This window comes from Paenibacillus filicis (genome assembly GCF_038070315.1).
In the GTDB taxonomy this organism is placed as follows: domain Bacteria; phylum Bacillota; class Bacilli; order Paenibacillales; family NBRC-103111; genus Paenibacillus_G; species Paenibacillus_G filicis.
Genome location: NZ_JBBPCC010000010.1, coordinates 136098 through 157036, shown reverse-complemented (window position 1 = coordinate 157036; position 20939 = coordinate 136098). Strand labels below are relative to the sequence as shown.

Sequence of the window (20939 nt, the reverse complement as noted above, 5' to 3'; positions counted from 1 at the left end):
AACTCCTCCACCACCCTGCTCAGAATTTAAACGTATCCACGTTGGCGGCCGTAACCTCGAGCATACCGATAAAGACATCCTTGTCCGCCACCTTCACCTTGCCGACCTGCGGAATGTCCATCCCGTCCGTGATCGTCTTGCCCTGTGCCAGCTGATCCAGAATATACACCGTCGCATAGCCAAGCTTGCCCGGGTCCCAGATGATGTCGGTTTTGATGGTGCCGTTCTTGATGTAATTCTTAACCAGACTCGGAACGGCAATCCCCGTCAGCGCAATCTGCCCCTTCTGCAGGGAACCGGCTTGAACGGCCTGCTCGATCGCTTCGGCCGCGGCCGGCGACTCTCCGCCTGCGAACCCGACGATTCCCTTCAGATCGGGATATGTCTTGATCAGATTCTGAGCATTGGCGAACGATTTCTGCTGATCGTCGTCGCTGGATACGGTGGTCACGACCTCCATATCGGGGTATTTCGCTTTCAGGTATGCTTTGGCGGCATCGGATTTAGCAATCTGGTTCTGCGCGCCGAGTCCGGCTACCATGAAGGCTACCTTGCCCTTGCCTCCGGCTTCCTTGCCGATCGTCTCGGCGAGCTTCTCTCCGACTTCCTTGTCCGTAGCCGGAGCGACATAATATTGGCGATCGGAATCGGGAGCATCGCTGTCCCAGGTCACGATATTGACCTTCTGCCCGGCTGCTTTCTTGAATACGGGACCGACCGCCTTCGCATCATTGGGGGCAACCCCGATCCCGTTCACCTTACGGGTCAGCATGTCCTGAATCATATTGATCTGCTTGGAGGAATCCGCTTCCGTCGGTGCGTTGAAGACAACCTCGACGCCCAGGTCCTTACCGGCTTGCTTGGCTCCGGTTTCGGCTGCAGACCAGTAGGCAGGACCGATCGATTTGGGATTAATGAAATAAGAGCGTGAGGCAGAAGAAGAACCGCTGCTGCTGCCCGGCGCCTCCTTGGTGCCGGCGGCCCCGCAGCCTGCCAGAGATAATGCCACAAGTCCGCTTAATACAAGAACACTCATTGTCTTCTTCATGATGGATGCCTCCCATGTTTTAGCGCTCTTTTTGCTTGCCGACTGCGATCAAAACCAGTATTCCCAATATCACAGATTGATAGAGGACCGATACCCCCATCAGATTCAAGCCATTGCGAAGAAACACGATAAGCAGCAATCCCAGGAACGTTCCGCCGAGGCTCCCCCGGCCGCCGAAGATATGCGTCCCGCCGATCAGAATGGCGGTGATGACATCGAGTTCAATGTTCGTGCCCGAGACGGCTTCTGCGCTGGCGAGGCGGGAGACCATGAACACCCCGGCCAAGGCCGAGAAGAGTCCGCTTAGGAGGAACAGGACAAATCTTAACCGAACCACTGGGATACCGGAGTAACGGACCGCCTCCTCGCTGTTGCCCAGGCCGTAGACATACCGGCCAAACCTCGTCCGCTTCATGATGAGCGTGAACAGGGCGAACATGACGATTAGGAAGATCGCGTTGAAGGGGAGACCGAGCACATACCCTTGGCCCAGGAAGTAGAAGGCGTCGGGATACCCGCTGATCGGCCGTCCTTCATTGAGCACATAGATCAGGCCGCGCAGCATAACGAGCATTCCGATGGTGACGACGATCGCCTGCATCCGGTGCCTGGCGATCAGGTAGCCGTTGACCGCACCGCTCAACGCCCCGACCAGCAGCGCAACGACGATGCTGAGCCAGATGCTCAGACCGCTCTGGTAGGCCATCCCCATGGCCAGCGCAGACAGTCCGAGAATCGAGCCGACGGAGAGATCCATAGCGCCCGAGATGATGACGAGGGTCATCGGAATCGCGATTAGTCCGATCTCGGTCATCTGATTCATCACATTCAGGAAATTATCTACCGACAGGAAGTAAGGGGACTGGAAGCTGAAGAACACCAGGACGGCGACCAGCAAGATCAGCAGGATAAGCTGCTTGTTCAGTTTGTAGGCTGCGGCCATGCGCATGATCCCGTTCATACCAGATCTCCCTCCTTCTTCTTGCTTTCCTTCACCCGCTGGATCGTATTGATGATGACCGCCACGAGAATCAGCAGCCCTGTCGTCGCATTGATCCAGAACGGAGATACCTGCGTCAGCACCAGACCGTTCTTGATCATCCCCATCAGGAGGACTCCGAACATCGTGCCGAGTACCGTGCCCACGCCGCCGAAGATGCTTCCGCCACCGATCAGCACCGCCGCCATGACCTCGAAGCTCAGGTTGTTCCCCGCTGTCGAAGCCTGCACGCTGCCGACCTGCGAGGCGAAAATAACCGCCGCGACTGCGGCCAGAATCCCGCTGTAGATGTACACCGTAAATTTCGTGCGCCGGGTATTCATCCCGGACAGCCGGGCGGCCGAGCGGTTACCTCCAAGTGCATAAACCCTGCGGCCAAACCGCATATATTGCAGGATCAGAGCGAACAGGACCGCCAGCGCCACAGCTACGATCAGAGCAAACGGAATCCCCATAACCGAGCCCTGACCGAAGAATTTGAAGGATGGCGGGAAATTGGTCATCCAGGTTCCCCCGCTGATGCCGACAGCAACTCCTCTGAAAATATACATCGTCGCCAGAGTCGCGATAATATCCGGAATGTTCATATATGCGATAAAGAATCCGTTTACAGCTCCGCATAGGATTCCTATGCCGATGCCCAGCAGTGCAGCTAGCCAGGGTGTAATGCCGTGATTTAGAAAGACGCCGACGGACGTTGCGACGAGCGCCAGCACGGAGCCGACCGACAGGTCGATACCGCCCAGCAGAATCACCATCGTCATGCCGATCGCCACAATCGCATTGGTCGCGATCTGGGTCAGGATCAGCCCGATATTGCCCGGCTCCAGGTAGCTCGCCGACAGCAGCGAGAACACCAGTCCGACGGCCAAGGTGAAGAAAATGATCGGAGCTTCTCTATAGTCGAGTAATTTTTTCATATGCTCTCCGCCTTTTCATGGACACGAGGATGGGAAGCCCGGTACAGCAGGCTTTCCTGAGTCGCTTCCCCGCGGTCGAACTCATGAACGAATTCCCCTTTGTGCATGACAAGAATCCGGTCACTCATCCCGATCACCTCTGGCATTTCGGATGAAATCAGAATGATGCTGAGGCCCCGCTGTGCGAGCTGGCTCATAATCGCGTAGATTTCTGCCTTGGCCCCAACATCTACGCCGCGAGTCGGCTCTTCCAGAATCAACAGCTCCGGCTCAGACGCCAGCCACTTGCCCAGCACGACCTTCTGCTGGTTGCCTCCGCTCAGCAGCTCCACGACCTGATCATCATGAGGCGCTTTAATCTTCAGCTTGTCCATATAGCTGCCGCTGATCTCCTTCTCTCCCGCCGAATCAATCAGGAACCGGGAGGATAGCCGCGGCAGGATCGTCATGGACAGATTGGATCGGATGGACATCGGCTTAATTAGACCTTGCCGGTGGCGGTCAGGCGGCACATAGGCCAGCTTGCGGGCCTTGGCTTCGATAGGACTTCGAATGGTGATGGACTGGCCGTTGATCTCGATGATCCCGGTGCCACGTCTTAGACCGAACAACCGCTCCGCCACCGTATGCGTCCCAGAGCCGACAAGTCCGAACAGGCCGAGAATCTCTCCCTTCTTCAAGTCGAACGAAACGCTATGCTTCGCATCCAGCGACAAGTCACTTACCCGCAGCACGGTGGCCGAATCGGTCACTGTAGAGCGCTCCGGATACAGATGACCGACCTCCTTGCCGACCATCATACGGATCAGATCGTTTTCGCTCACCTCGTCGATCCGCCGGGTGGACACCTTCTTCCCATCCCGCAGCACGGTTACCTTATCGGCGATCTCGAAGATCTCTTTCATGCGGTGCGAGACATAAACAATGCAGACCCGCTGCTCTTTCAGTCTTCGGATCACCTCGAACATCTTCATAACCTCATTCTCGGGCAATGCCGCCGAAGGCTCGTCCATAATCAGCACCTCGGCTTTAAATGACAACGCTTTCGCAATTTCGATTACTTGTTGGCTGTGTACACCCAAATGCTGGACTTCCTTCCGGACATCGAGATCTCCGCCGATGGAACGAATCAGCTTGCCCGCTTCTTCATACATCCGCGACCACTTGATCTGGCCGAACCGTCCGACCATCTCGGGCCGGTCCAGATAGATATTCTCCGCGGCCGACAGATTGGGGAACAGGTTGAATTCCTGATGGATGATTGAGACTCCCTTCAGCTGGGCATCGAGCGGGTTGCCGAACATAACCGGCTCCCCATGCATCCGGATGCTCCCGGACGTCGGCTGATACACGCCGGACAGAATCTTCATCAGCGTGGACTTGCCCGCGCCATTCTCACCCATCAACGCATGAACCTCGCCAGGGTAAAGCTCGAAATCTACATGCTGCAAAGCTTTCACGCCCGGAAATTCCATCGACATCCCGGTCATGGTGAGAATAGGTTCATTCATGGCTGCACCTCCTTGAGCCCTATGAATTGCTCGTACTCGGCCATCGTCGGCAGCGAGGGCTGCGCCCCCTTGCGGGTCACCGACAGCGCGGCGACCTCGACCGCCTGCCGGACCGCTTCCTTCAAGTCGCCGGTGGCGTTGACAAAATGCGTCACCGCAGCGACGAAGCAGTCCCCCGCCGCCGTCGCATCCACGGCCTGCACCCGCGGGGGCTCGTAGTGCTCTATGACGCCGGGGCCGCACAGCAGTGCACCGTCCTTGCCCAGCGTGACGATCACATGGCCCGGCCCCTTGCCTAGCAGCTGCTCCGCCGCTTCCCGGGCGGAAGCGAGGGAAGCCACCGCGACCCCGGTCAGCTGTGACGCTTCCGTCTCGTTGACGATCAGCAACTCGAGCAGCGGATAGATCCCATCGTCCAGCGGCACGACCGGTGCCAGATTCAAGACGATCCTAACGCCTGCCTCATGGGCGGTGCGAATAATATGCTCTCCGACGTGCGTCTCCATCTCCATCTGCAGGATCGCATAGCGGGCCGTCTGCAGCAGTGGAGCCGTCCTGTCGATATCCTCGACCGATACGCTTGCATTCGCTCCTAGATAAGTAACGATCGAGTTCTGCCCGGCCGGATCGACGGCAATCGTCGCAATGCCGGTGTGGTCGCCAGGGGCATCCAGCACATAGCGGCAATCCACACCGTCCTGCGCAAGGAATGCCTTCATCTGCCGGCCCAGCTCATCCTGTCCGACACGGCCCACCATGGCGACGCTGGAGCCAAGCCGGGAGGCGGCAACCGCCTGGTTAGCCGCCTTGCCGCCCGGAGCCATCTGGAATGAAGATGCCGCGATCGTTTCTCCCGCTTGCGGCAAGTGATGCACATAGGTGACAAAGTCCATATTCAAGCTTCCGTAAACCAGAATATCCGCAGGAAGGCTCAAGCTTATCTCCCCTCTTTCTCGCGAAGCGCGATGACGACCTCCATGAGCGCTTTAACCCGGGCCGGATCTACATTATTCCACCAGAGTCCGTCGTATTTGATCGAGCTGCCGACAATACATCCATTGCACAGCGACAGGATCTTCTCTGCATTGTCCTTGGTCATCCCGCTGCCCACGATCACCGGAAGATCCGTATGATTCTTGATGCCCTCGATTTCCTGGGTCGGTGTTTCGTCGCCTGTCCGGTTCCCGGTCGCAATCAGTACATCCGTATCGAAGAAAATATTATCATGTGTTTGCTCGGCCAGGCTGCGGTCCGCGACAATGGAGTGGCTGCCGTGCTTGACGTGAACGTCCGCGAAGATTTTAATAGTATCGCCCTTAATGCTCGAACGATACCTCATAGCCTTGCCTGCAATCCCTTCCATGAAGCCTTCGTTAGCCACGTAGCCATTCACCCACTGGTTGACGCGGACAAACGGAACATCGGCAGATTTCGCAACAGCCAGTGAAGGAATGACGGCGTTGGCCAGACAATTGATCCCGATCGGCAGATCCGTCTGCTGCTTGATGCGGACCGTCAGCGCCGTCAGCGCGGCAACTGTCTCGAGACCGATGTCATCCGGCTTCATGAACGGAATATCCCATGCGTTCTCAATAATTAGGCCGTCAACCTTACCTTCCTCCAGAGCCCGGACATCCTTCATGGCGAAGTCGTAGATCGCGTCCAGATTGCCACCGCCGAAATGCGGAGCTCCAGGTAGCGCTTTCAAATGAACCATACCGATGACCGCTTTATCGGTTTTGAAGATGTCGATAATCGCGTTGCTCTTACCCGGAAAAATAGTGGATGCCATAAGTACCTCCATTAGATGCGATTTATAACAACATATCGTCATGATGTCATGTTGTTATGATGAATTATAGCTCAATAAAAATCAGCCGTCAATCCTCTTTTCGAAGGAGTCAGATTTATGACCATCCCCTGTTCTCAACCGATCCTCCCTATGATAAACTCATATCTATCAAAACTTGCTAAATATGTTAAATTCCAAAAACTACAGAAGGCTGATCTTTAGAGATGGAAGAAGGGTGAGGGATCGTTTGGGATCGAGAATCATGCATCTGATCATTGCGAAACGCATTACGGAACGACTGCCGATAGCAGATAAAGCCTCCTTTTTACTTGGAGGCCTTGCTCCGGATTCAGTTTCGCCTAAAGATTTATCGCATTTCTTTGTCGGGGACTCTGGCGATTACTCAAGAAGTATTGACTACCTGGCTTTTCTGGAGCAGTACCGTGCGCATGCCAAGCATCCGTACGTCTTGGGGTATTTGGCACATTTAATCGCCGATCATCTATGGCTGCACGGCTTTTACCAGCCTTGGCTGAAAAACAGAATGCAAGCCGACCCGGACGTATTGCCGTTATACCATCGTGACTTCCGGCTGCTGAATGGTAAATTATTGGAGGTTTACGGTTACGCGGAGACATGTAGAGAAATGCTTAACGGTCCGACGACCATCTTGGATTTACAAGAAGTGACCGCTCGAGATGTCGAAGCGTTCCTCCCCAGCGTATTCGAAGACATGGAGTATGATCAGGAAGCCATTCATGAACATCTGCATGTCTTTACCTGGCCTCAGATCATAGGCTACATCGAGACCTCCGTGGAGAAGGGGCTGTGGATACTCAAACCTATGCTCACCTAAATAAAAGCCAGCCGCTCTTCTCACAAGAGAAAAACGACTGGCTGCGTGAAGCCTCTTGGGGGAAGCTTAGAGGCCCAAGCCTGCGACGCCCGCGATTACGTCAGCTTGACGGCGTATTTGTACTTGTCGCCCCGGTACACCATATCGGTGCATTCGAACAGGCGGCCGTCCTCCAGCTTGGTGACGCGCGTAATGAGCAGCACCGGGGTACCCGGCTCAATCTTCAATAAGCTGGCCTGCCGCTCGTCGGCGAGCCCGGCTTCGATCGTCTCATCGGCCTCTCCGAGACGAATGCCTTCGGCCAGCAGCGCCTCATATAGCGAATCCTTCGTAAAATCATACCCGGACAGCTCGGCGCCAGACATCAGCTTCGTATTCAGATAAGCCTTATGCATGCCGATCGGCACGCCGTTCACGTAGCGGACCCGCTCCAGTACGGTCAGTATCAGCTCGCGCCCGGTCTCGCCGAATACGCGCTTCAGCCGGTCTCCCGCTGCCTCTTGCCCGAACCACAGCACCTCAGCCCGGATCTCGTTATGCTTATTGCCCATATCCTTCGTAAAGCTCGATAGCCCCGGACGGATCGGCTCCAGCTTCGTCTCGGAGACGAAGGTACCCTTTCCTTGAATCCGTGTCAGGACTCCGTCGGCCACCAGCTCGCCCAGCGCCTGCCGGACCGTAATCCGGCTGATGTCATACAGCTTCTGCAGCTCGCTTTCCGTCGGAATCGCATTCCCCGGCAGCCAGTGGCCCTGCTCGATCTTCTCCACGATCGCTTCCTTCAGCTGAATATATAGGGGCAGCTTATACTCTCGGTTCAACATGGTTCTTATTCACCTTTCTCCCATTGCATGACTCACCTGTATTCATTATGTTGATATGACAAATTATAAAGTAGACAAGGGGAACAGTCAAACGTTAAGAAAGCCCTCTGGGCTATAGAGGAATCCTAAAGAAGATAGGCAGCGCTGCCAACCTTCTTCTTGCGTGCCGGATTGAAGACTTGAATGTTCTGTATGCAAAAAAAAGAGCCTTCGCAGGCTCTTCTTCCCATTCTACCAACTAAACCGTTCTACCGTACGCTGCATATCCTCCGCCATCTTCGACAATGCTGCGGTAGCAGAGCTGATTTCTTCCATCGCAGCCAACTGCTGCTGCGCCGCTGCGCTGACGCTCTGGAAGGAATCCATCGTTCCTTGGGCCATATGCGACATCTCATGTACAGAGGCTGACACTTCCTCAGAGCTAGCCGACATCTGTTCGGTAATAGCGGAAATATCATGAATTTGATTCACGATATGTTGAGTAGAGCTTTGGATGTTCTCGAACGCTCTATACGCTTCAGCTGTGACCTGGATCCCTCTTTCGACATCGGCCGTCACTTTAGATTTCATGACTTCGGTGGCTCGTTGAATCAGCTTCGTCATGTTGGACATGATGTGTTCAATCTGTTCCGCCGTTTGCTTCGATTGGTCGGCGAGCTTGCGGACTTCGCCCGCGACGACGGCGAAGCCCTTTCCATTCTCACCGGCCCGGGCCGCCTCGATAGCAGCATTCAGCGACAGCAGGTTCGTCTGCCCGGCGATATCGCTGATCGCGGTGTTCATTTCAAATACCTTAGCACTAAGTCCGTTCAAGTTCTCGATAATGTCCACGGATTCATCGACAGACTTCCGGATGGCTTCCATTTGTTCGGTTACGAGTTCAACCTTCTCACTGCCTGCTTCCACATCTGCAGCGGTCTTGCCGGAAGATTCCACAATGGCATTGGCAGATTCGGCAATTTTGAGAATACCGGCTGCCATCTCTTCCATGGTACGGGCACTTTCGTCGATGGTTACGGACTGAGACTCCACAGCTTTTGCGGACTCCTGCACCAGTATGTTCACATGCTCGACCGCTTTGGCATTCTCCTCCGTGCTGGCCGCCATTTGCTCGCTCGATGCGGCAACTTGGCCGGAGGTCTCGGACACTTCTTGGACGATCCCACGAAGAGACTCGACCATGGCATTGTAATTGTTCGCCAGCGTCCCGATTTCGTCCACACGGTTCGTGATGACCTTCTCGTTGAGCTTTCCATCACGCACTCGGGTCGCCGATACGGATAACTGCTCGATCGGCTTGGTAATCCGATTGATGATGAACGTGAGAAGCAGCATCCCGAGCAGCGTCGCGACGATTAGTACGACCACCGTTTGCTGCAGAATCGGACGTGCAGCAATTCCGTATTCTTCGGTCATAAGAACGGTGGCGATTTTCCAGCCGGTCAACTCATTCGTTATGTAGAACGCCTTGCGGGATTTACCTTCGAGCGTGTACGATACGGAGCCCGATTTATTTTTTTGCATCGTTTCAAATCGTTCACCGTCAGCCTGCTCACCCGTCTTCTTGGTCGGGTGCGCAAGATACTTATTGGTACGGTCAAGCACAAACGCATAACCTTCTGAGCCGAACTTCACGTCCTTCACCATGTCGGCCATCTTGTTCAGACTCAAATTAATTCCGATCGCACCGTTCCCGTCCGGCAGCGTAATACCAACTGAAGTTACAATGTTATTGGTGGTCGCGGAAACGAACGGATCCGACACGAGCACATCCCCTGGCGACTTCAGCAGACCTTGATACCAATCCCTCTTTCTCGGATCGAATTCCTGTTTCCCAGGGTCAGGCGCCTTCATCCATGCGCCGTTGTTGTTCCCTAGCGTCAGAATCTCAAGCTCGGGATGCTGTTTCATGAAGTCCTCGATCAGCTTTTGGGTCTGAGCGTCCCTCTTATCGATTTGCGCCGATGTGATTTGAAGCGCAAGCTGTTTCACATTAGCAACTTCAAGCTGAATGATTTGATCAATCATCTGATTCAGCAGATTCACATTGGATTCGGCCGTCTCCTCCAGCTTCTTCTGAAGCTCGAGCTTGGCGCTTTCGTAAGAGAAATAGCCAATAACACTGCTAGGAATGATCAATGTAAGAGCAAAGATCGTCAGCAGCCAGCTACGCAGCCGTTTCATGGTAAGTTTCTTGAAAATTTGAGTTTGTAATGTCGCATTCATGTTGTTCTTCCTCACTTCGACGGTAATAACCCCCGGGATTTTTCAAAACCGTACAGCTTGTTTGGCCAGCAGCCCTAGCCCCGCATTTCTAACTTTATGTTTGTCATCATTTCCCCCCATCCCGACTATAACTCAGTTTCAATGCAATATTCGGTGCCTCTTAGAATTTCCCTGCTTGAATGCTAACCACTATGGAAAAATTTACTTCAACTTAAACAATCCGCATAGAAATCATGAGATTGGATCTATTTGACCACAGGGAAACATCAAGGAAATAGGCAGTGCAGCCAACTTCTGATTGGTTTGCCGTATCGGACACTCAAATGTAAGATCAATTTATAGAAGGAATTTATCTAGCCCCGCTTCTGCCGCTTACGTGATTCGTGAAACAACCGGTCTCAACCGCGATCTTCTGCCCGAAAGCATGCCGCTGAGATTTTGACCACCTCTCAGGGGGGCCATTATTCCAGAGATGATGCTGTCCGGTATAGGCTCGGTCACTCGGTCACTCGCTCTCTTCGGGGAAAATCGCGCCGACCAATAGAAGGCTTTGCCGGAGGCGATGCCCTGACCCGGGCGGAGGCCTTTCATTGGGTACGTCAGATCAAGCTAAGCGGGATGCTGTCGCTCAAGATCAAGCCTGAGGAACCGACTTCTCCCTCGCTGCTACCTCCTCCTCTGTCTGTAGGCGATGCTCAAGACAGGCTGCCGGATTTCTCCACGGTCACGTTGACCCCGGAAGACCTCGTCCTGAAGGATACGGACAAGGAGATCACGATCAAGCTTGGGGACACTCGGGAAATTGTCGAGTCGCATTATGGGGAATCTCGAGGGAAGATTTTCGGAAAGTTCGATTCGTACTATGACGCCGAGGGGAGGGTTGACGGCGGTTAAGTGAAAACAATAAGGACGCTGAAAAGAACACAACACTTTAGGCATGCAGCCGACTTGTTGAGCGTGTTGCACGCACGAAAAAAAAGCCGGAACGACCCCAGGTCGTAATCCGGCTGCTTGAGCGTGTAGGCTTACAGTTTGTTGAAAACATCCGTCAGCACAGGGACGATCTGCGACTTGCGCGAGACGACGCCCTTCAGCAATGCTTTGTTGTCGTCCAGCTTAACGTTGTAGGCTTGCTCAACCGCTTCGGTTTTACGACCGAGAGCCAGACCGATGGAATCGTTGTTCAGGATATCCGTGACGACGAAGAGGAACAGGTCGAGGTTTTTGTCGGCGATGATTTGGTTCAAAGCCGCTTCGACTTCCGCTTGGCGGGACAACACGTCATTCGTATCGACCGCGTTCACTTGCGCGATCTCTACCTTGTACGCACCCATTTGGAATTCCTTCGCATCCAGCGTGATCAGCTGAGCGATCGTTTTGTCGCTCAGGTCGGCTCCGGCTTTCAGCATGTCCAAACCGTAGCTGTCAGCATCTACGCCGGCGATGGCTGCCAGCTCGCGGGCTGCCGCTACATCCTGCTCAGTGCAAGTCGGAGACTTGAACAGCAGGGAGTCCGAGATGATCGCGGACAACATCAGACCGGCAATCTCAGGGCTGATGGCTACGTTGTTCTCTTTATACAGCTTGTTCAGGATCGTCGCGGTGCAGCCAACCGGCTCAGCGCGGTAGTACAGCGGGCCGCTGGTCTCGAAGTTAGCGATCCGGTGGTGGTCGATAACCTCGATCACACGAACCTGATCGATATCGGAGACGCTTTGCTGGCGCTCGTTGTGGTCGACAAGAATGACTTCCTTCACTTCGTTCGCAACCGTCTCCACGAGACGTGGCGCTTGCACCTTGAACTTGTCCAGCGCGAATTGCGTTTCGCCGTTCACTTCGCCGAGACGGACAGCCTCTACATCTTGGCCCAGCTTGGTTTTCAGATCCGCGTAAGCAAGTGCGGAACAAATCGTATCCGTATCCGGATTTTTATGACCGAAAATAAGTGCTTTTGCCATGATCAAGCTCCTCGTTCGTAAATTTGGCGCTCATAGCGGCCGTTGATAACTAATCCCAACCCCGATTATATCGTGAAATTTGACTTATTCCAATTCCTTTAATGTGAATATTGATAAAATTTCTTCCAATCTGCGTTTCCTTTGAGCTGGGAATGAAGAGATGACAAGATGCCCGGCTTCTATATAAAAAAAGCTCCGCCCCCTCAAAAGGAACGGAACGATGTATACCTAACTGTGCGGCTTGACCCCTTAAGGCCGGAACCCCCTCGAAACTAACGACTCCCCAGTCGTATAGCTTGCGAAGCCGGGCTCCGGCCAGCCGGCTACCTGCTGCCCAGCTCGATAACGCGGCTGCACAGCCGCTCGACCAGCCGGTGCTCGTGGCTGATGACGACGACGGCCATCTGCCGCTGCCTGGCCCGCTCCAGCACAGCACCCCATAGCTGTGCCTGTGTGATCGCATCCAGCATCGTTGTCATCTCATCGGCGATCAGCACCCGGGTCTGTGGGCCGAGCGCCCGCGCCACACAGAAGCGCTGAAGTTCACCGCCGGACAGCTCATTGGGCCAACGGCTCAGCCAGGACTCCTGGATGCCGAGCGCCTCCAGCAGATCCGGGTCAGCCGCCCCGCCTTCGTGCAGCGTGCGCTTCAAGGTCCAGCGCGGATTGACCGCCTTCTCGGGGTGCTGAAATACGAGCTGCACCGGACGATAGCCCCCTCGCGGCAGCGGCTGTCCGCCGAAGGTCACCCGGCCCTCCTGCGGCGGCTCATACCCGGCCAGCAGCCGGGCCAGCGTGGACTTTCCGCAGCCGCTAGGTCCGACCAGCCCGACCACTTCGCCGGGCTCTACCGCCAAGCTGACCTCACGCAGCAGCCACGGCTGATTCCCACGGCCGCCACCGTAGCGGTAGCCCAGCCCATGCGCCTCAAGAAGCATGGAAGCACCTCACCTTCCCGCCGCGCAGCTCGCGCTCCTCGGGCTGCGTGGCCGTGCAGGACGCATCAGCCCGGTCGCAACGCGGGGCGAATGGACAGCCCTGCGGGAGCGCGCTCGCCGGAGGCTGAGTGCCCCGGATCGGCACGAAGCCGTTCTGCGGCAGCGCCCTCCATAAGGCTTGCGTATATGGATGGCGCAAGCCTTCACCTGAACCCGTGAAGTCGGCCGCAGGGGCGATCTCCACGACAGTGCCCGCATACAGCACGGCCACCCGGTCGGAGACGGTAAGCGCCGATTCGATGTCATGCGAGATCAGCATGACCCCGCAGCCCTCGTCCGCCAGCTCGCGGAACTGGCCCAGTGCCTCCATGACAACCGCCGGATCAAGCCCCGGCGTCGGTTCATCGGCGACGACGAGCCTTGCGCCGCTGACCGTAGCGGTCGAGACCAGCACACGCCGGGCCATCCCGCCTGACAGCTGGAACGGAAACAGCCTTGCCGCCTCGGGCTTCAGGCGGTAGCGGGCGAATACGCTGCGCTGCGCCTCATCGGGGTCTCCAGTCCGCACCGAATCCCGGACCTGGCGGCCGACCCGCATCAGCGGGTCCAGGTACTGCACGGATTGCGGCACCAGCGCAATCTCCCGGCCGCGCAGCGCCTGCTGCCTGGCCGCCGTCAGCTCTTCCCCCGCAAAGCGGAGGCTGCCCGACACGCGGGCATTGCCAGGCAGGATGCCCAGAATGGCATGTGCCAGCAGGCTTTTGCCGGAGCCGCTGGAGCCGACCACCGCAACAATCTCGCCGGCTGCGATCGACAGAGACAGACCGTGCAGCACCTGCACGCGGGTCTGGCGCAGCCTGCGCGTATATTGCGTAAACGATATCGTCAAGCCGTTTACTTCAAGCAAAGTCATGGCCTTGCGTCTCCTTTCCATAGGACGGCTACGGCAACCGCCTTCTCATTCATGTGCCCGCTTCGGATCGATCAGCACACGCAGATTGTCGCCCAGGCGATCGAAGCACCGTACGACGACCAACAGGCAAAGCCCCGGGAATAGCGCCAGCCACCACATCCCAGTGGACAGATAGCGCATCGACTCCGAGAGAATGATCCCGATCGCCGGCTCGTGCGGTGACAGGCCCATCCCAACGAAGGTGACGGCCGCCTCGTGCAGAATTGCATGCGGGATAATCAGCACCAGCCCGACCAGCAGCTGCGGTACCAGATGCGGCAGGATGTGCCGCGTCCCGATCCACAGCCGCGACCGGCCAAGATGCCGGGACACCTGCACGAACTCCGCCGAGCGCAGCTGGAGCACCTCCGTCCGAATCAGACGCGACAGGCTAGGCCAGTGCGTCAGCGCCACGCCGACGATGACCCCTTTGGCCCCGCCGCCGAGGACGAAAGCGATCAGGATCAGCGTCACCAGATGCGGGACGCTGAGAAAGAGATCGATCAGCCAGATGATGATCCGGTCGACCGTCCGCCCCATCGTAGCCGCAACCAAACCCAGTAGTGTCGCGATGATCACGCTGGCCGCTCCTGCAGCCAGACCGACCTTGAGGCTGAGCGTCAGCCCCTTGAGCGTACGCGTCAGCATATCCCGGCCCAGCCAGTCCGTGCCGAATGGATGCTCCACGGATGGCGCCAGATTGCGCAGCTCCAGCCGCGAGTTCAGCTGAGCGCTGTCCATCAGCCCGGCTCCCAGCCAGACGAGCAGCAGCAAGCCGACCGCTGCTCCAGCCGATAGCAGTGCGCGCTGGCGACGGTTCCATCTTCCCAGGACACCGGGCTTATGCACCGCCGTCCCCGCCCCAGGTTCTGTCGTAGCCTTCATGGTTGTACCTCCTCCAAGTGTTCCGTAGGAAAACTGTATTCTGTGTCCATGGCCTCAGATTCTCGGGTCGATCAGACGGTAGGCCACGTCCGCCAGCATATTGCCCACAAACACAAAGACTGAAGTAAACAGCACGATACCCAGCAGCAGCGGCACATCTCCCCGCAGCCCTGCTTCGACGGTAGCCTGGCCGAGACCCGGGTACGAAAACACCTGCTCCGCCAATACCGCTCCGCCAAACAGCTCGGAGAAGGACGTAAATTGCAGCGTCACCGCAGGCAGCGCCACATTGCGCAGACCATGCCGCCAGAACAGCGTGAAGCCCCGCTCACCACGCGCCCGGGCGAATAGCACATAGTCGCTGTCCATGACCTGGATCAGCTTCTGTCTCGTATGCAGCGCGATGCTTGAGACTCCCACCACGCTTAATGTCAGCGCAGGAAGCAGCATATGCTGCACACGATCGGCGAGCGTGACCTGCTCCGCCAGCACTCCGGCCGGAACGCCGAGCCCGACTGGGAACCATCCCAGCCAGACGGCGAACACGAGCAGCAGCAGCAGGCCGAGCCAGAATGTCGGCGTGGAAGCCAGCGTGTAGCAATACCAGCGGATCGCCCGGTCGATCCATGTATCCTTCTTCATAGCCGCAAGCGCTCCGGCTGCAAAGCCGACTACGCCCGACAGCAGCCACGCGGCCAGCATCAGCGCAATCGAGCTGGCAAACCGCTCGCCGATGACCTCGAGCACCGGTCTGCGGAAAATCATCGATTCTCCGAAATCACCGCGCAGCAGTGCCGACACCCACTTGGCATAGCGCTCTGCCGGAGGGCGGTCCAGCCCCCAATGCGCGGCGATCGCCTCCCGCTGCTCCGGTCCGACCTTGAGCATATCCGCGCCGACATAGGCCTGCACCGGATCGATTGGCGAGAACTCCACCAGCGCGAAGGAGATCGCGCTGACAGCCGCCAGCAGCAGCGCTAGCCGGCCGGCTTTGCTCAGCAGATAAGCCAGCACGCGTCCAGGCAGCCCGGATGTGCGAGGGGCCGGATCATAACTGTTCTGCGGACTTCCCCCGCGCTTTCCTTCCTGGCGTTCCTCCGATTCCTCTTCCCTGCTTCCTTGTCCGTTTACTTGGTCCATCGCCATTCCTCAATATTGCTCGTCACCGGCCAGCCGTGGCCGTGCGGATGAATCATCTGCTTGCCGATATCCAGGCCGTCTTTGACGAGATACAGATGGTTGATATTCACCAGCCATGCCCATGCTGCGTCTCCCTTGGCGCTTAGACCCGTCTTTCCGTCCCACTGCGCCTTCTTCCAGAACTCCAACGCATCCTTTTCATTAGTCGCGCGCAGTGCCTTATTCATATAATCTTCTACTGTATCGTTGCTATAGTAGCCTGGATTGTAGTATTCCACGCCTTGATACTTGGCGCTGTAGACATTGTACATTTCCAGCGGGTCATGGCTGCCCCAGCCGAGCATAACCGGATTGGCATGCATCAGCTTCTCCAGCTCATCCCAGCTCTTTCCTTCGGCCTTCACCTGAATACCGAGCGGCTTCAGCATATCCGCCGCTGCGATGGACAGCGATTGACGGGTCACGTCGCTTGCCGGGTACAACAGGTTGAACTGCGCTTTCAGCCCGCCCTTCTCCCGGATACCGTCGCCATCCGTATCCTTCCAGCCGTCCTCCTCGAGCAGCTTCTTGGCGCCTTCCATGTCCGCATCCTTGATCACGGATTCCGGATTGAACCAAGGCAGTCCGTCGTTGACCGTGTAAGCTGGCGTCCCCTGCCCTTCCAGCACACCCTGTACAATCGCTTTGCGGTCCAGCGCGATATTGATCGCCTTGCGGATGGACAGCTCAGCCGTTACATCATTGCCGACCGGGTAGCCCTCTTTCGTCTTTCCTCCGGCTTTCACATAAGGAAACATGATGCCCCGGTTATCGACCGAGTGAGCCGTTTCGATGCGCATCCCGGCTACGGGCTGCTTGCTGAAGGCTGCCGGTATGTAGGAAATATCCACCTTGCCCGCCTTGGCTGTCGCATAAGCTGCATCCTCGTTCAGGAACAGGAATGTCAGCTTCTTAAATACGGGCTTGCTTCCATAATACTCAGGATTCGCTTCCACGATAGCCTGCTGACCTTTGTCCCACTGGACCAGCTTGTACGGGCCGGACCCGATCGGCTTGGATGCATAATCCTTGCCGTGAGCATGCTTCGGCACAATCCCAGTGGCAACCAACGTCTGAACAAAGGTGGATTGCGGCTCCTTCAAATTAAACTTGATCGTATACTCGTCCGGAGTTTCCATGGACTTGAGATTGCTCAGATCGATAGCCGAGCCGCTTCTGGCTGCGGTATCGAATGTATATTGCACGTCGGCCGACGTGACATTTTTCCCGTCGGAGAATTTGGCGTCCTTGCGCAGCTTCACCGTCCACGCCGTGCCATCGGCATTCAACTCGTAGCCTGTTGCCAGATCATAGACGACCTTCATATCATGGTCTCGCTTTAGCAAGGTGCTCTGGAAAAGCGGCGAGCCATAACGACCCCAGCCCGTCGTCGGATCGAAGCCCGCATCCGGTTCTCCCCCTACGGCGAGAATTAGCTCGTCCTTCGGAGCGCCGGATGCGCTCGAAGCCTCCGAAGCCTTCTCTGGCGTCTTGGAGGTACACCCCGCAAGGCCAATCACCAGGATCAAACTGAGTAAAACCCAAACCCGAAATCTCGCTTTCACTCGTTCCCACTCCCTTTTTCTATATCCGTAGCATGAATCAACCAAATAGTAACACAATCGATAGACAAAGTCACTAGACTGTGTTATGTTTCATGTAAATTAGCTTCACACAGAGTCAGGTGCCTTTGCGAGCAGCAAAGGGTAACAGGGAATCGGGTGTAAACCCCGAGCGGTCCCGCCACTGTAACCGGAAAGTTTTCTTCCTCTCATGTCACTCGGATCCGTGTCCGGGGAAGACGGCGAGAAAGCGCTTGATCCGGAAGCCAGGAGACCTACCTCACTCTGCGCACCCGGTAACCTTCGCGGAAAGGAGAGGTGTACGAGCCCACGAGTTGACGATCAGGCAGCAACGGATCGTTATTTGGCGTGTATGTCGTACCTACGGCCAATCCAAGACGGATTTGGCTTATTTGTCGTTTAGTTTAATGCGTGCATTCAGTTCATCAAAGCCTGCTAGATGAAGCATGACCGTAAGATTCAAGATTCCAAGAAAGCGATTATGAGACGGAGGATGTATTCATGAAATCGAAGAAGCTGGCCGGTACGGCGCTTCTCATCGCAGGCTTTGTCCTGTATTTTCTGGTCAACGAGCCCCAAAGCGCTCAAGCGATGCATATTATGGAAGGGTTCCTTCCGCTGGGCTGGGCGATTTTCTGGTGGGTGGCCTTTATTCCCTTCTTCATCCTCGGCTTGCGCGCGCTGAAACGGATCACGAAAGAAACCCCGGAGCTGAAGCTGATGATTGGACTCGCCGGCGCGTTCACCTTCGTCCTATCGGCGCTCAAGATTCCGTCGGTCACGGGCAGCAGCTCGCACCCGACAGGAACCGGCCTCGGCTCGGTCATGTTCGGTCCGCTGCCTATGAGCGTGCTCGGCTCGATCGTCCTGCTGTTCCAGGCCGTGCTGCTCGCCCATGGCGGCTTGACAACGCTCGGCGCCAACGCCTTCTCGATGGCTGTCGCCGGCCCGTTCGTCGGCTACGCGGTCTACCGCTGGCTGATGGCATCGACCGGCAAGCAGAAGCTCGCCATCTTCTCAGCAGCCGCTCTGGCTGATCTGAGCACCTATGTGATGACCTCGCTGCAATTGTCGCTAGCCTTCCCGGCCGAGAGCGGCGGCATTCTTGCTTCATTCGCCAAGTTCGGCGGCATCTTCGCCATTACGCAGGTTCCGCTTGCTATCAGTGAGGGATTGCTGACCGTCCTGATCTGGAATTGGCTGCAGGCGCACAGCACCGAAGAACTGTCCCTGCTGCAGCGTGTCATGAAAGGAGGCCGTTCCCAATGAAGCGAAGCACCCAAAACCTGTTGATTCTGGTCGCTGTCGTGCTGCTTGCCGTGCTGCCTCTACTCTTCGTCAACGGCGAATTCGGCGGAGCCGACGGCGCTGCCGAGGAAATGATCGGCACGCTGGCCCCTGCTTATGAGCCGTGGTTCTCCCCATGGTTCGAGCCTCCGGCTGAGACGGAGAGCATGCTGTTTGCCCTGCAGGCGGCGATCGGCGCAGGCATCATCGGCTATGTCATCGGCCTGCTGAGGGGCAAGTCCACCAAGGCCGAGAAGTCTGCAAGCTCCCGAACAGCCTCCTCCGGCAAGCCCGCCGGGCGGCGCTCGGATTCCGCTGCCGACCCGTCATGATCCGGCGGATCGACGCTTATGCGTATAACAATGGGCTGCGTGCCGTCTCTCCCTTGTGGAAGGCCGGCTTCGCAGCCGTTCTTTTTGTCCTGTCTTATCTGGCGCATCCGCTCGTGCAGGCAGCTGTCTTCGTCTGGATGTTCGTCTGGATCGTCGGCCATGCCCGCATCCCGTTTCGCTTCTATGCCGCCCTGCTCGCCGTCGCGTTGCTGTTCTACGCCGCCAGCCTGCCGGCGCTCGTGCTGGAGCTGGATTCGACGGGGGGCCTGTACATCTCGGAGACCGGGTTAATCCGCGCGGCCGGACTGCTCACCCGGACGGCAGCCTGTTTCGCGACGCTCGCTTTCCTCATCCTGACCACCCCGGTATCCGGACTGTTCCAGGTGTTGGACAAGCTCCGAATGCCGAGGCTCGTCATCGAGCTGATGCTGATCACCTACCGCTTTATTTTCCTGTTCGCAGATACCGCACAGGAGCTGTATCAGGCTCAGCAGGCACGCGGCGGGCAGAGCGGCTTCCGCGGGCGCATCCGGGATACCGCGGTCCTGGTCGGCCGCTTGTTCGCCAAGACGGTGCAGCGCTATCGCGGGCTGGCCCACGGACTGGCCTCACGCGGCTTCACCGGCGACATCCGGCTATCTCCGCTGACAGGAACAGGCCCGGCCATTCCCAGAGCCTATCTATGGGAGGCCATTCTTGTACTTGCCGCCCTGCTGGCGCTGGAGGGCTGGTTCATCTGGAGGGATATGCTATGAACGATATACTGGAAACGAAGCAGCTGCGGCATCATTATCCCGGCGCGGACCATCCGGCATTGGACGGATTGGACCTGAAGCTTCCCCGAGGGAAAAAGACCGCCATCTGCGGACATAACGGGTCCGGCAAGTCGACCTTCTTCCTTCATGCGATCGGCCTGCTGCGCCCTACCGCCGGAGAGGTCTGCTGGCAGGGAGCTCCGCTGACCTACCGCGCTCACGAGCTGAAGCAGCTCCGGCAACAGGTCGGTCTTGTCTTCCAAGACCCGGAGCATCAGATTATCCTGCACACGCCTTATGAGGATATCGGGTACGGCCTGCGCAATGCCGGACTGCCTGAGCCGGAAATCCGCGAACGCACCCTGCGTATGCTGGCCTCGCTCGGTCTGGAGCAGCTGACCGACCGGCCGGTTCATCAGCTCAGCCTCGGGCAGAAGAAACGCGTCTCCCTGGCGGGCGTGCTCGCGCTGGAGCCGGAACTGCTGCTGCTGGACGAGCCGACCGCCTACCTGGACCGCCTGTCCGAGCGGCAGCTCCTCGCCGAGCTGGACCGGGTGCATGGCAGCGGGGTGACGGTCGCGATGGCGACGCATGATATGAATCTGGCCTACGCATGGGCCGATTGGGTGGTCGTACTGGACCAGGGCCGCTGTCTGCTGGCCGGCACGCCGCAGGACGTATTCGTCCAGACGGACCGGCTGCTGGCACTTGGACTGGAGCCGCCCCTGCTGCTCGACGTGTGGCACTCGCTGCCTCCGCTCATCCGCGAGGGAAACCAGCCTCCCCGCGATGCGGAGGAGCTGAAGCGCCTGCTCGCCGCCTGGCCCATATCCTGAATCTATGACAAGAGCCCTTGACCGGATCGAATCGGTCAAGGGCTCTTGTTATAGATA

General features: G+C 57.1%; 20 protein-coding genes and 1 riboswitch. Of the genes, 6 read left to right on the top strand and 14 right to left on the bottom strand.

Annotated features, from left to right (window positions below; translation table 11 throughout):
* Nucleotides 1–19: 19 nt before the first annotated feature.
* Genes WMW72_RS16730 through WMW72_RS16705 form a run of 6 tightly spaced genes read right to left on the bottom strand, consistent with a single transcriptional unit; the run spans nt 20 to nt 6271 of the window.
* Complete coding sequence (locus WMW72_RS16730) at nt 20–1048, bottom strand: autoinducer 2 ABC transporter substrate-binding protein (protein ID WP_341416659.1); 1029 nt, start codon at nt 1046–1048, stop codon at nt 20–22.
* Between the two features lie 19 nt (nt 1049–1067).
* Entirely contained in the window at nt 1068–2009 is a 942-nt protein-coding gene (locus WMW72_RS16725) for an ABC transporter permease (RefSeq protein WP_341416658.1), read from the bottom strand.
* The gene (locus WMW72_RS16720; protein ID WP_341416657.1) at nt 2006–2968 is read right to left on the bottom strand and encodes an ABC transporter permease; all 963 of its coding nucleotides are present in this window, start codon (nt 2966–2968) and stop codon (nt 2006–2008) included. Before WMW72_RS16720 ends, WMW72_RS16725 begins: the two co-directional genes overlap by 4 nt.
* On the bottom strand, nt 2965–4479 hold the full coding sequence (locus tag WMW72_RS16715; RefSeq protein ID WP_341416656.1) for a sugar ABC transporter ATP-binding protein: 1515 nt from the start codon (nt 4477–4479) through the stop codon (nt 2965–2967). Before WMW72_RS16715 ends, WMW72_RS16720 begins: the two co-directional genes overlap by 4 nt.
* Nucleotides 4476–5414 carry a ribokinase gene (gene rbsK, locus WMW72_RS16710; RefSeq protein WP_341416655.1) on the bottom strand — a complete coding sequence of 313 codons (939 nt, stop codon included), beginning with the start codon at nt 5412–5414 and terminating at the stop codon, nt 4476–4478. The genes WMW72_RS16715 and rbsK overlap by 4 nt, the downstream gene beginning before the upstream one ends.
* Before the next feature lie 2 nt (nt 5415–5416).
* Complete coding sequence (locus WMW72_RS16705; RefSeq protein ID WP_341416654.1) at nt 5417–6271, bottom strand: BtpA/SgcQ family protein; 855 nt, start codon at nt 6269–6271, stop codon at nt 5417–5419.
* A 262-nt stretch (nt 6272–6533) separates the two neighbouring features.
* Here WMW72_RS16705 and WMW72_RS16700 point away from each other — a divergent pair, with 262 nt between their 5' ends.
* Nucleotides 6534–7127 (top strand): zinc dependent phospholipase C family protein, encoded by a 594-nt coding sequence (locus WMW72_RS16700; protein ID WP_341416653.1) that lies wholly within the window; start codon nt 6534–6536, stop codon nt 7125–7127.
* Nucleotides 7128–7222: 95 nt separating this feature from the next.
* Here the strand turns inward: WMW72_RS16700 and WMW72_RS16695 are convergent, their stop codons facing one another.
* The gene (locus tag WMW72_RS16695; RefSeq protein ID WP_341416652.1) at nt 7223–7951 is read right to left on the bottom strand and encodes a GntR family transcriptional regulator; all 729 of its coding nucleotides are present in this window, start codon (nt 7949–7951) and stop codon (nt 7223–7225) included.
* A 231-nt stretch (nt 7952–8182) separates the two neighbouring features.
* Nucleotides 8183–10177, bottom strand: coding sequence for a methyl-accepting chemotaxis protein (locus WMW72_RS16690; RefSeq protein WP_341416651.1), 1995 nt, complete (start codon nt 10175–10177; stop codon nt 8183–8185).
* A 438-nt stretch (nt 10178–10615) separates the two neighbouring features.
* On the opposite strand from WMW72_RS16690, the gene WMW72_RS16685 reads away from it, so the two are divergent.
* Nucleotides 10616–11071, top strand: coding sequence for a hypothetical protein (locus tag WMW72_RS16685; protein WP_341416650.1), 456 nt, complete (start codon nt 10616–10618; stop codon nt 11069–11071).
* Nucleotides 11072–11202: 131 nt separating this feature from the next.
* On the opposite strand, the gene WMW72_RS16680 is transcribed toward WMW72_RS16685, so the two are convergent.
* From WMW72_RS16680 to WMW72_RS16655, 6 genes are all read right to left on the bottom strand, one after another.
* A complete protein-coding gene (locus WMW72_RS16680) occupies nt 11203–12135 on the bottom strand; it encodes a manganese-dependent inorganic pyrophosphatase (RefSeq protein ID WP_341416649.1) in 933 nt (310 codons plus the stop codon).
* 323 nt (nt 12136–12458) lie between these two features.
* Complete coding sequence (locus WMW72_RS16675) at nt 12459–13073, bottom strand: ABC transporter ATP-binding protein (protein ID WP_341416648.1); 615 nt, start codon at nt 13071–13073, stop codon at nt 12459–12461.
* On the bottom strand, nt 13063–13986 hold the full coding sequence (locus tag WMW72_RS16670) for an ABC transporter ATP-binding protein (protein WP_341416647.1): 924 nt from the start codon (nt 13984–13986) through the stop codon (nt 13063–13065). The genes WMW72_RS16675 and WMW72_RS16670 overlap by 11 nt, the downstream gene beginning before the upstream one ends.
* A gap of 45 nt (nt 13987–14031) precedes the next feature.
* Complete coding sequence (locus WMW72_RS16665) at nt 14032–14910, bottom strand: ABC transporter permease (protein ID WP_341416646.1); 879 nt, start codon at nt 14908–14910, stop codon at nt 14032–14034.
* A gap of 54 nt (nt 14911–14964) precedes the next feature.
* On the bottom strand, nt 14965–16050 hold the full coding sequence (locus WMW72_RS16660) for an ABC transporter permease (RefSeq protein WP_423227556.1): 1086 nt from the start codon (nt 16048–16050) through the stop codon (nt 14965–14967).
* Nucleotides 16038–17654 (bottom strand): ABC transporter substrate-binding protein, encoded by a 1617-nt coding sequence (locus tag WMW72_RS16655; RefSeq protein WP_341416645.1) that lies wholly within the window; start codon nt 17652–17654, stop codon nt 16038–16040. The genes WMW72_RS16660 and WMW72_RS16655 overlap by 13 nt, the downstream gene beginning before the upstream one ends.
* A gap of 100 nt (nt 17655–17754) precedes the next feature.
* Nucleotides 17755–17948, top strand: a riboswitch (cobalamin riboswitch).
* Nucleotides 17949–18173: 225 nt separating this feature from the next.
* Between WMW72_RS16655 and WMW72_RS16650 the strand changes: the two genes are divergently transcribed.
* Genes WMW72_RS16650 through WMW72_RS16635 form a run of 4 tightly spaced genes read left to right on the top strand, consistent with a single transcriptional unit; the run spans nt 18174 to nt 20882 of the window.
* Entirely contained in the window at nt 18174–18941 is a 768-nt protein-coding gene (locus tag WMW72_RS16650) for an energy-coupling factor ABC transporter permease (RefSeq protein WP_341416644.1), read from the top strand.
* Nucleotides 18938–19291 carry an energy-coupling factor ABC transporter substrate-binding protein gene (locus WMW72_RS16645; protein WP_341416643.1) on the top strand — a complete coding sequence of 118 codons (354 nt, stop codon included), beginning with the start codon at nt 18938–18940 and terminating at the stop codon, nt 19289–19291. Before WMW72_RS16650 ends, WMW72_RS16645 begins: the two co-directional genes overlap by 4 nt.
* Nucleotides 19288–20046: a cobalt ECF transporter T component CbiQ gene (gene cbiQ / locus WMW72_RS16640; RefSeq protein WP_341416642.1), complete on the top strand. Its 759-nt coding sequence runs from the start codon at nt 19288–19290 to the stop codon at nt 20044–20046. The genes WMW72_RS16645 and cbiQ overlap by 4 nt, the downstream gene beginning before the upstream one ends.
* Nucleotides 20043–20882: an energy-coupling factor ABC transporter ATP-binding protein gene (locus WMW72_RS16635; protein WP_341416641.1), complete on the top strand. Its 840-nt coding sequence runs from the start codon at nt 20043–20045 to the stop codon at nt 20880–20882. Before cbiQ ends, WMW72_RS16635 begins: the two co-directional genes overlap by 4 nt.
* Nucleotides 20883–20939 lie beyond the last annotated feature (57 nt).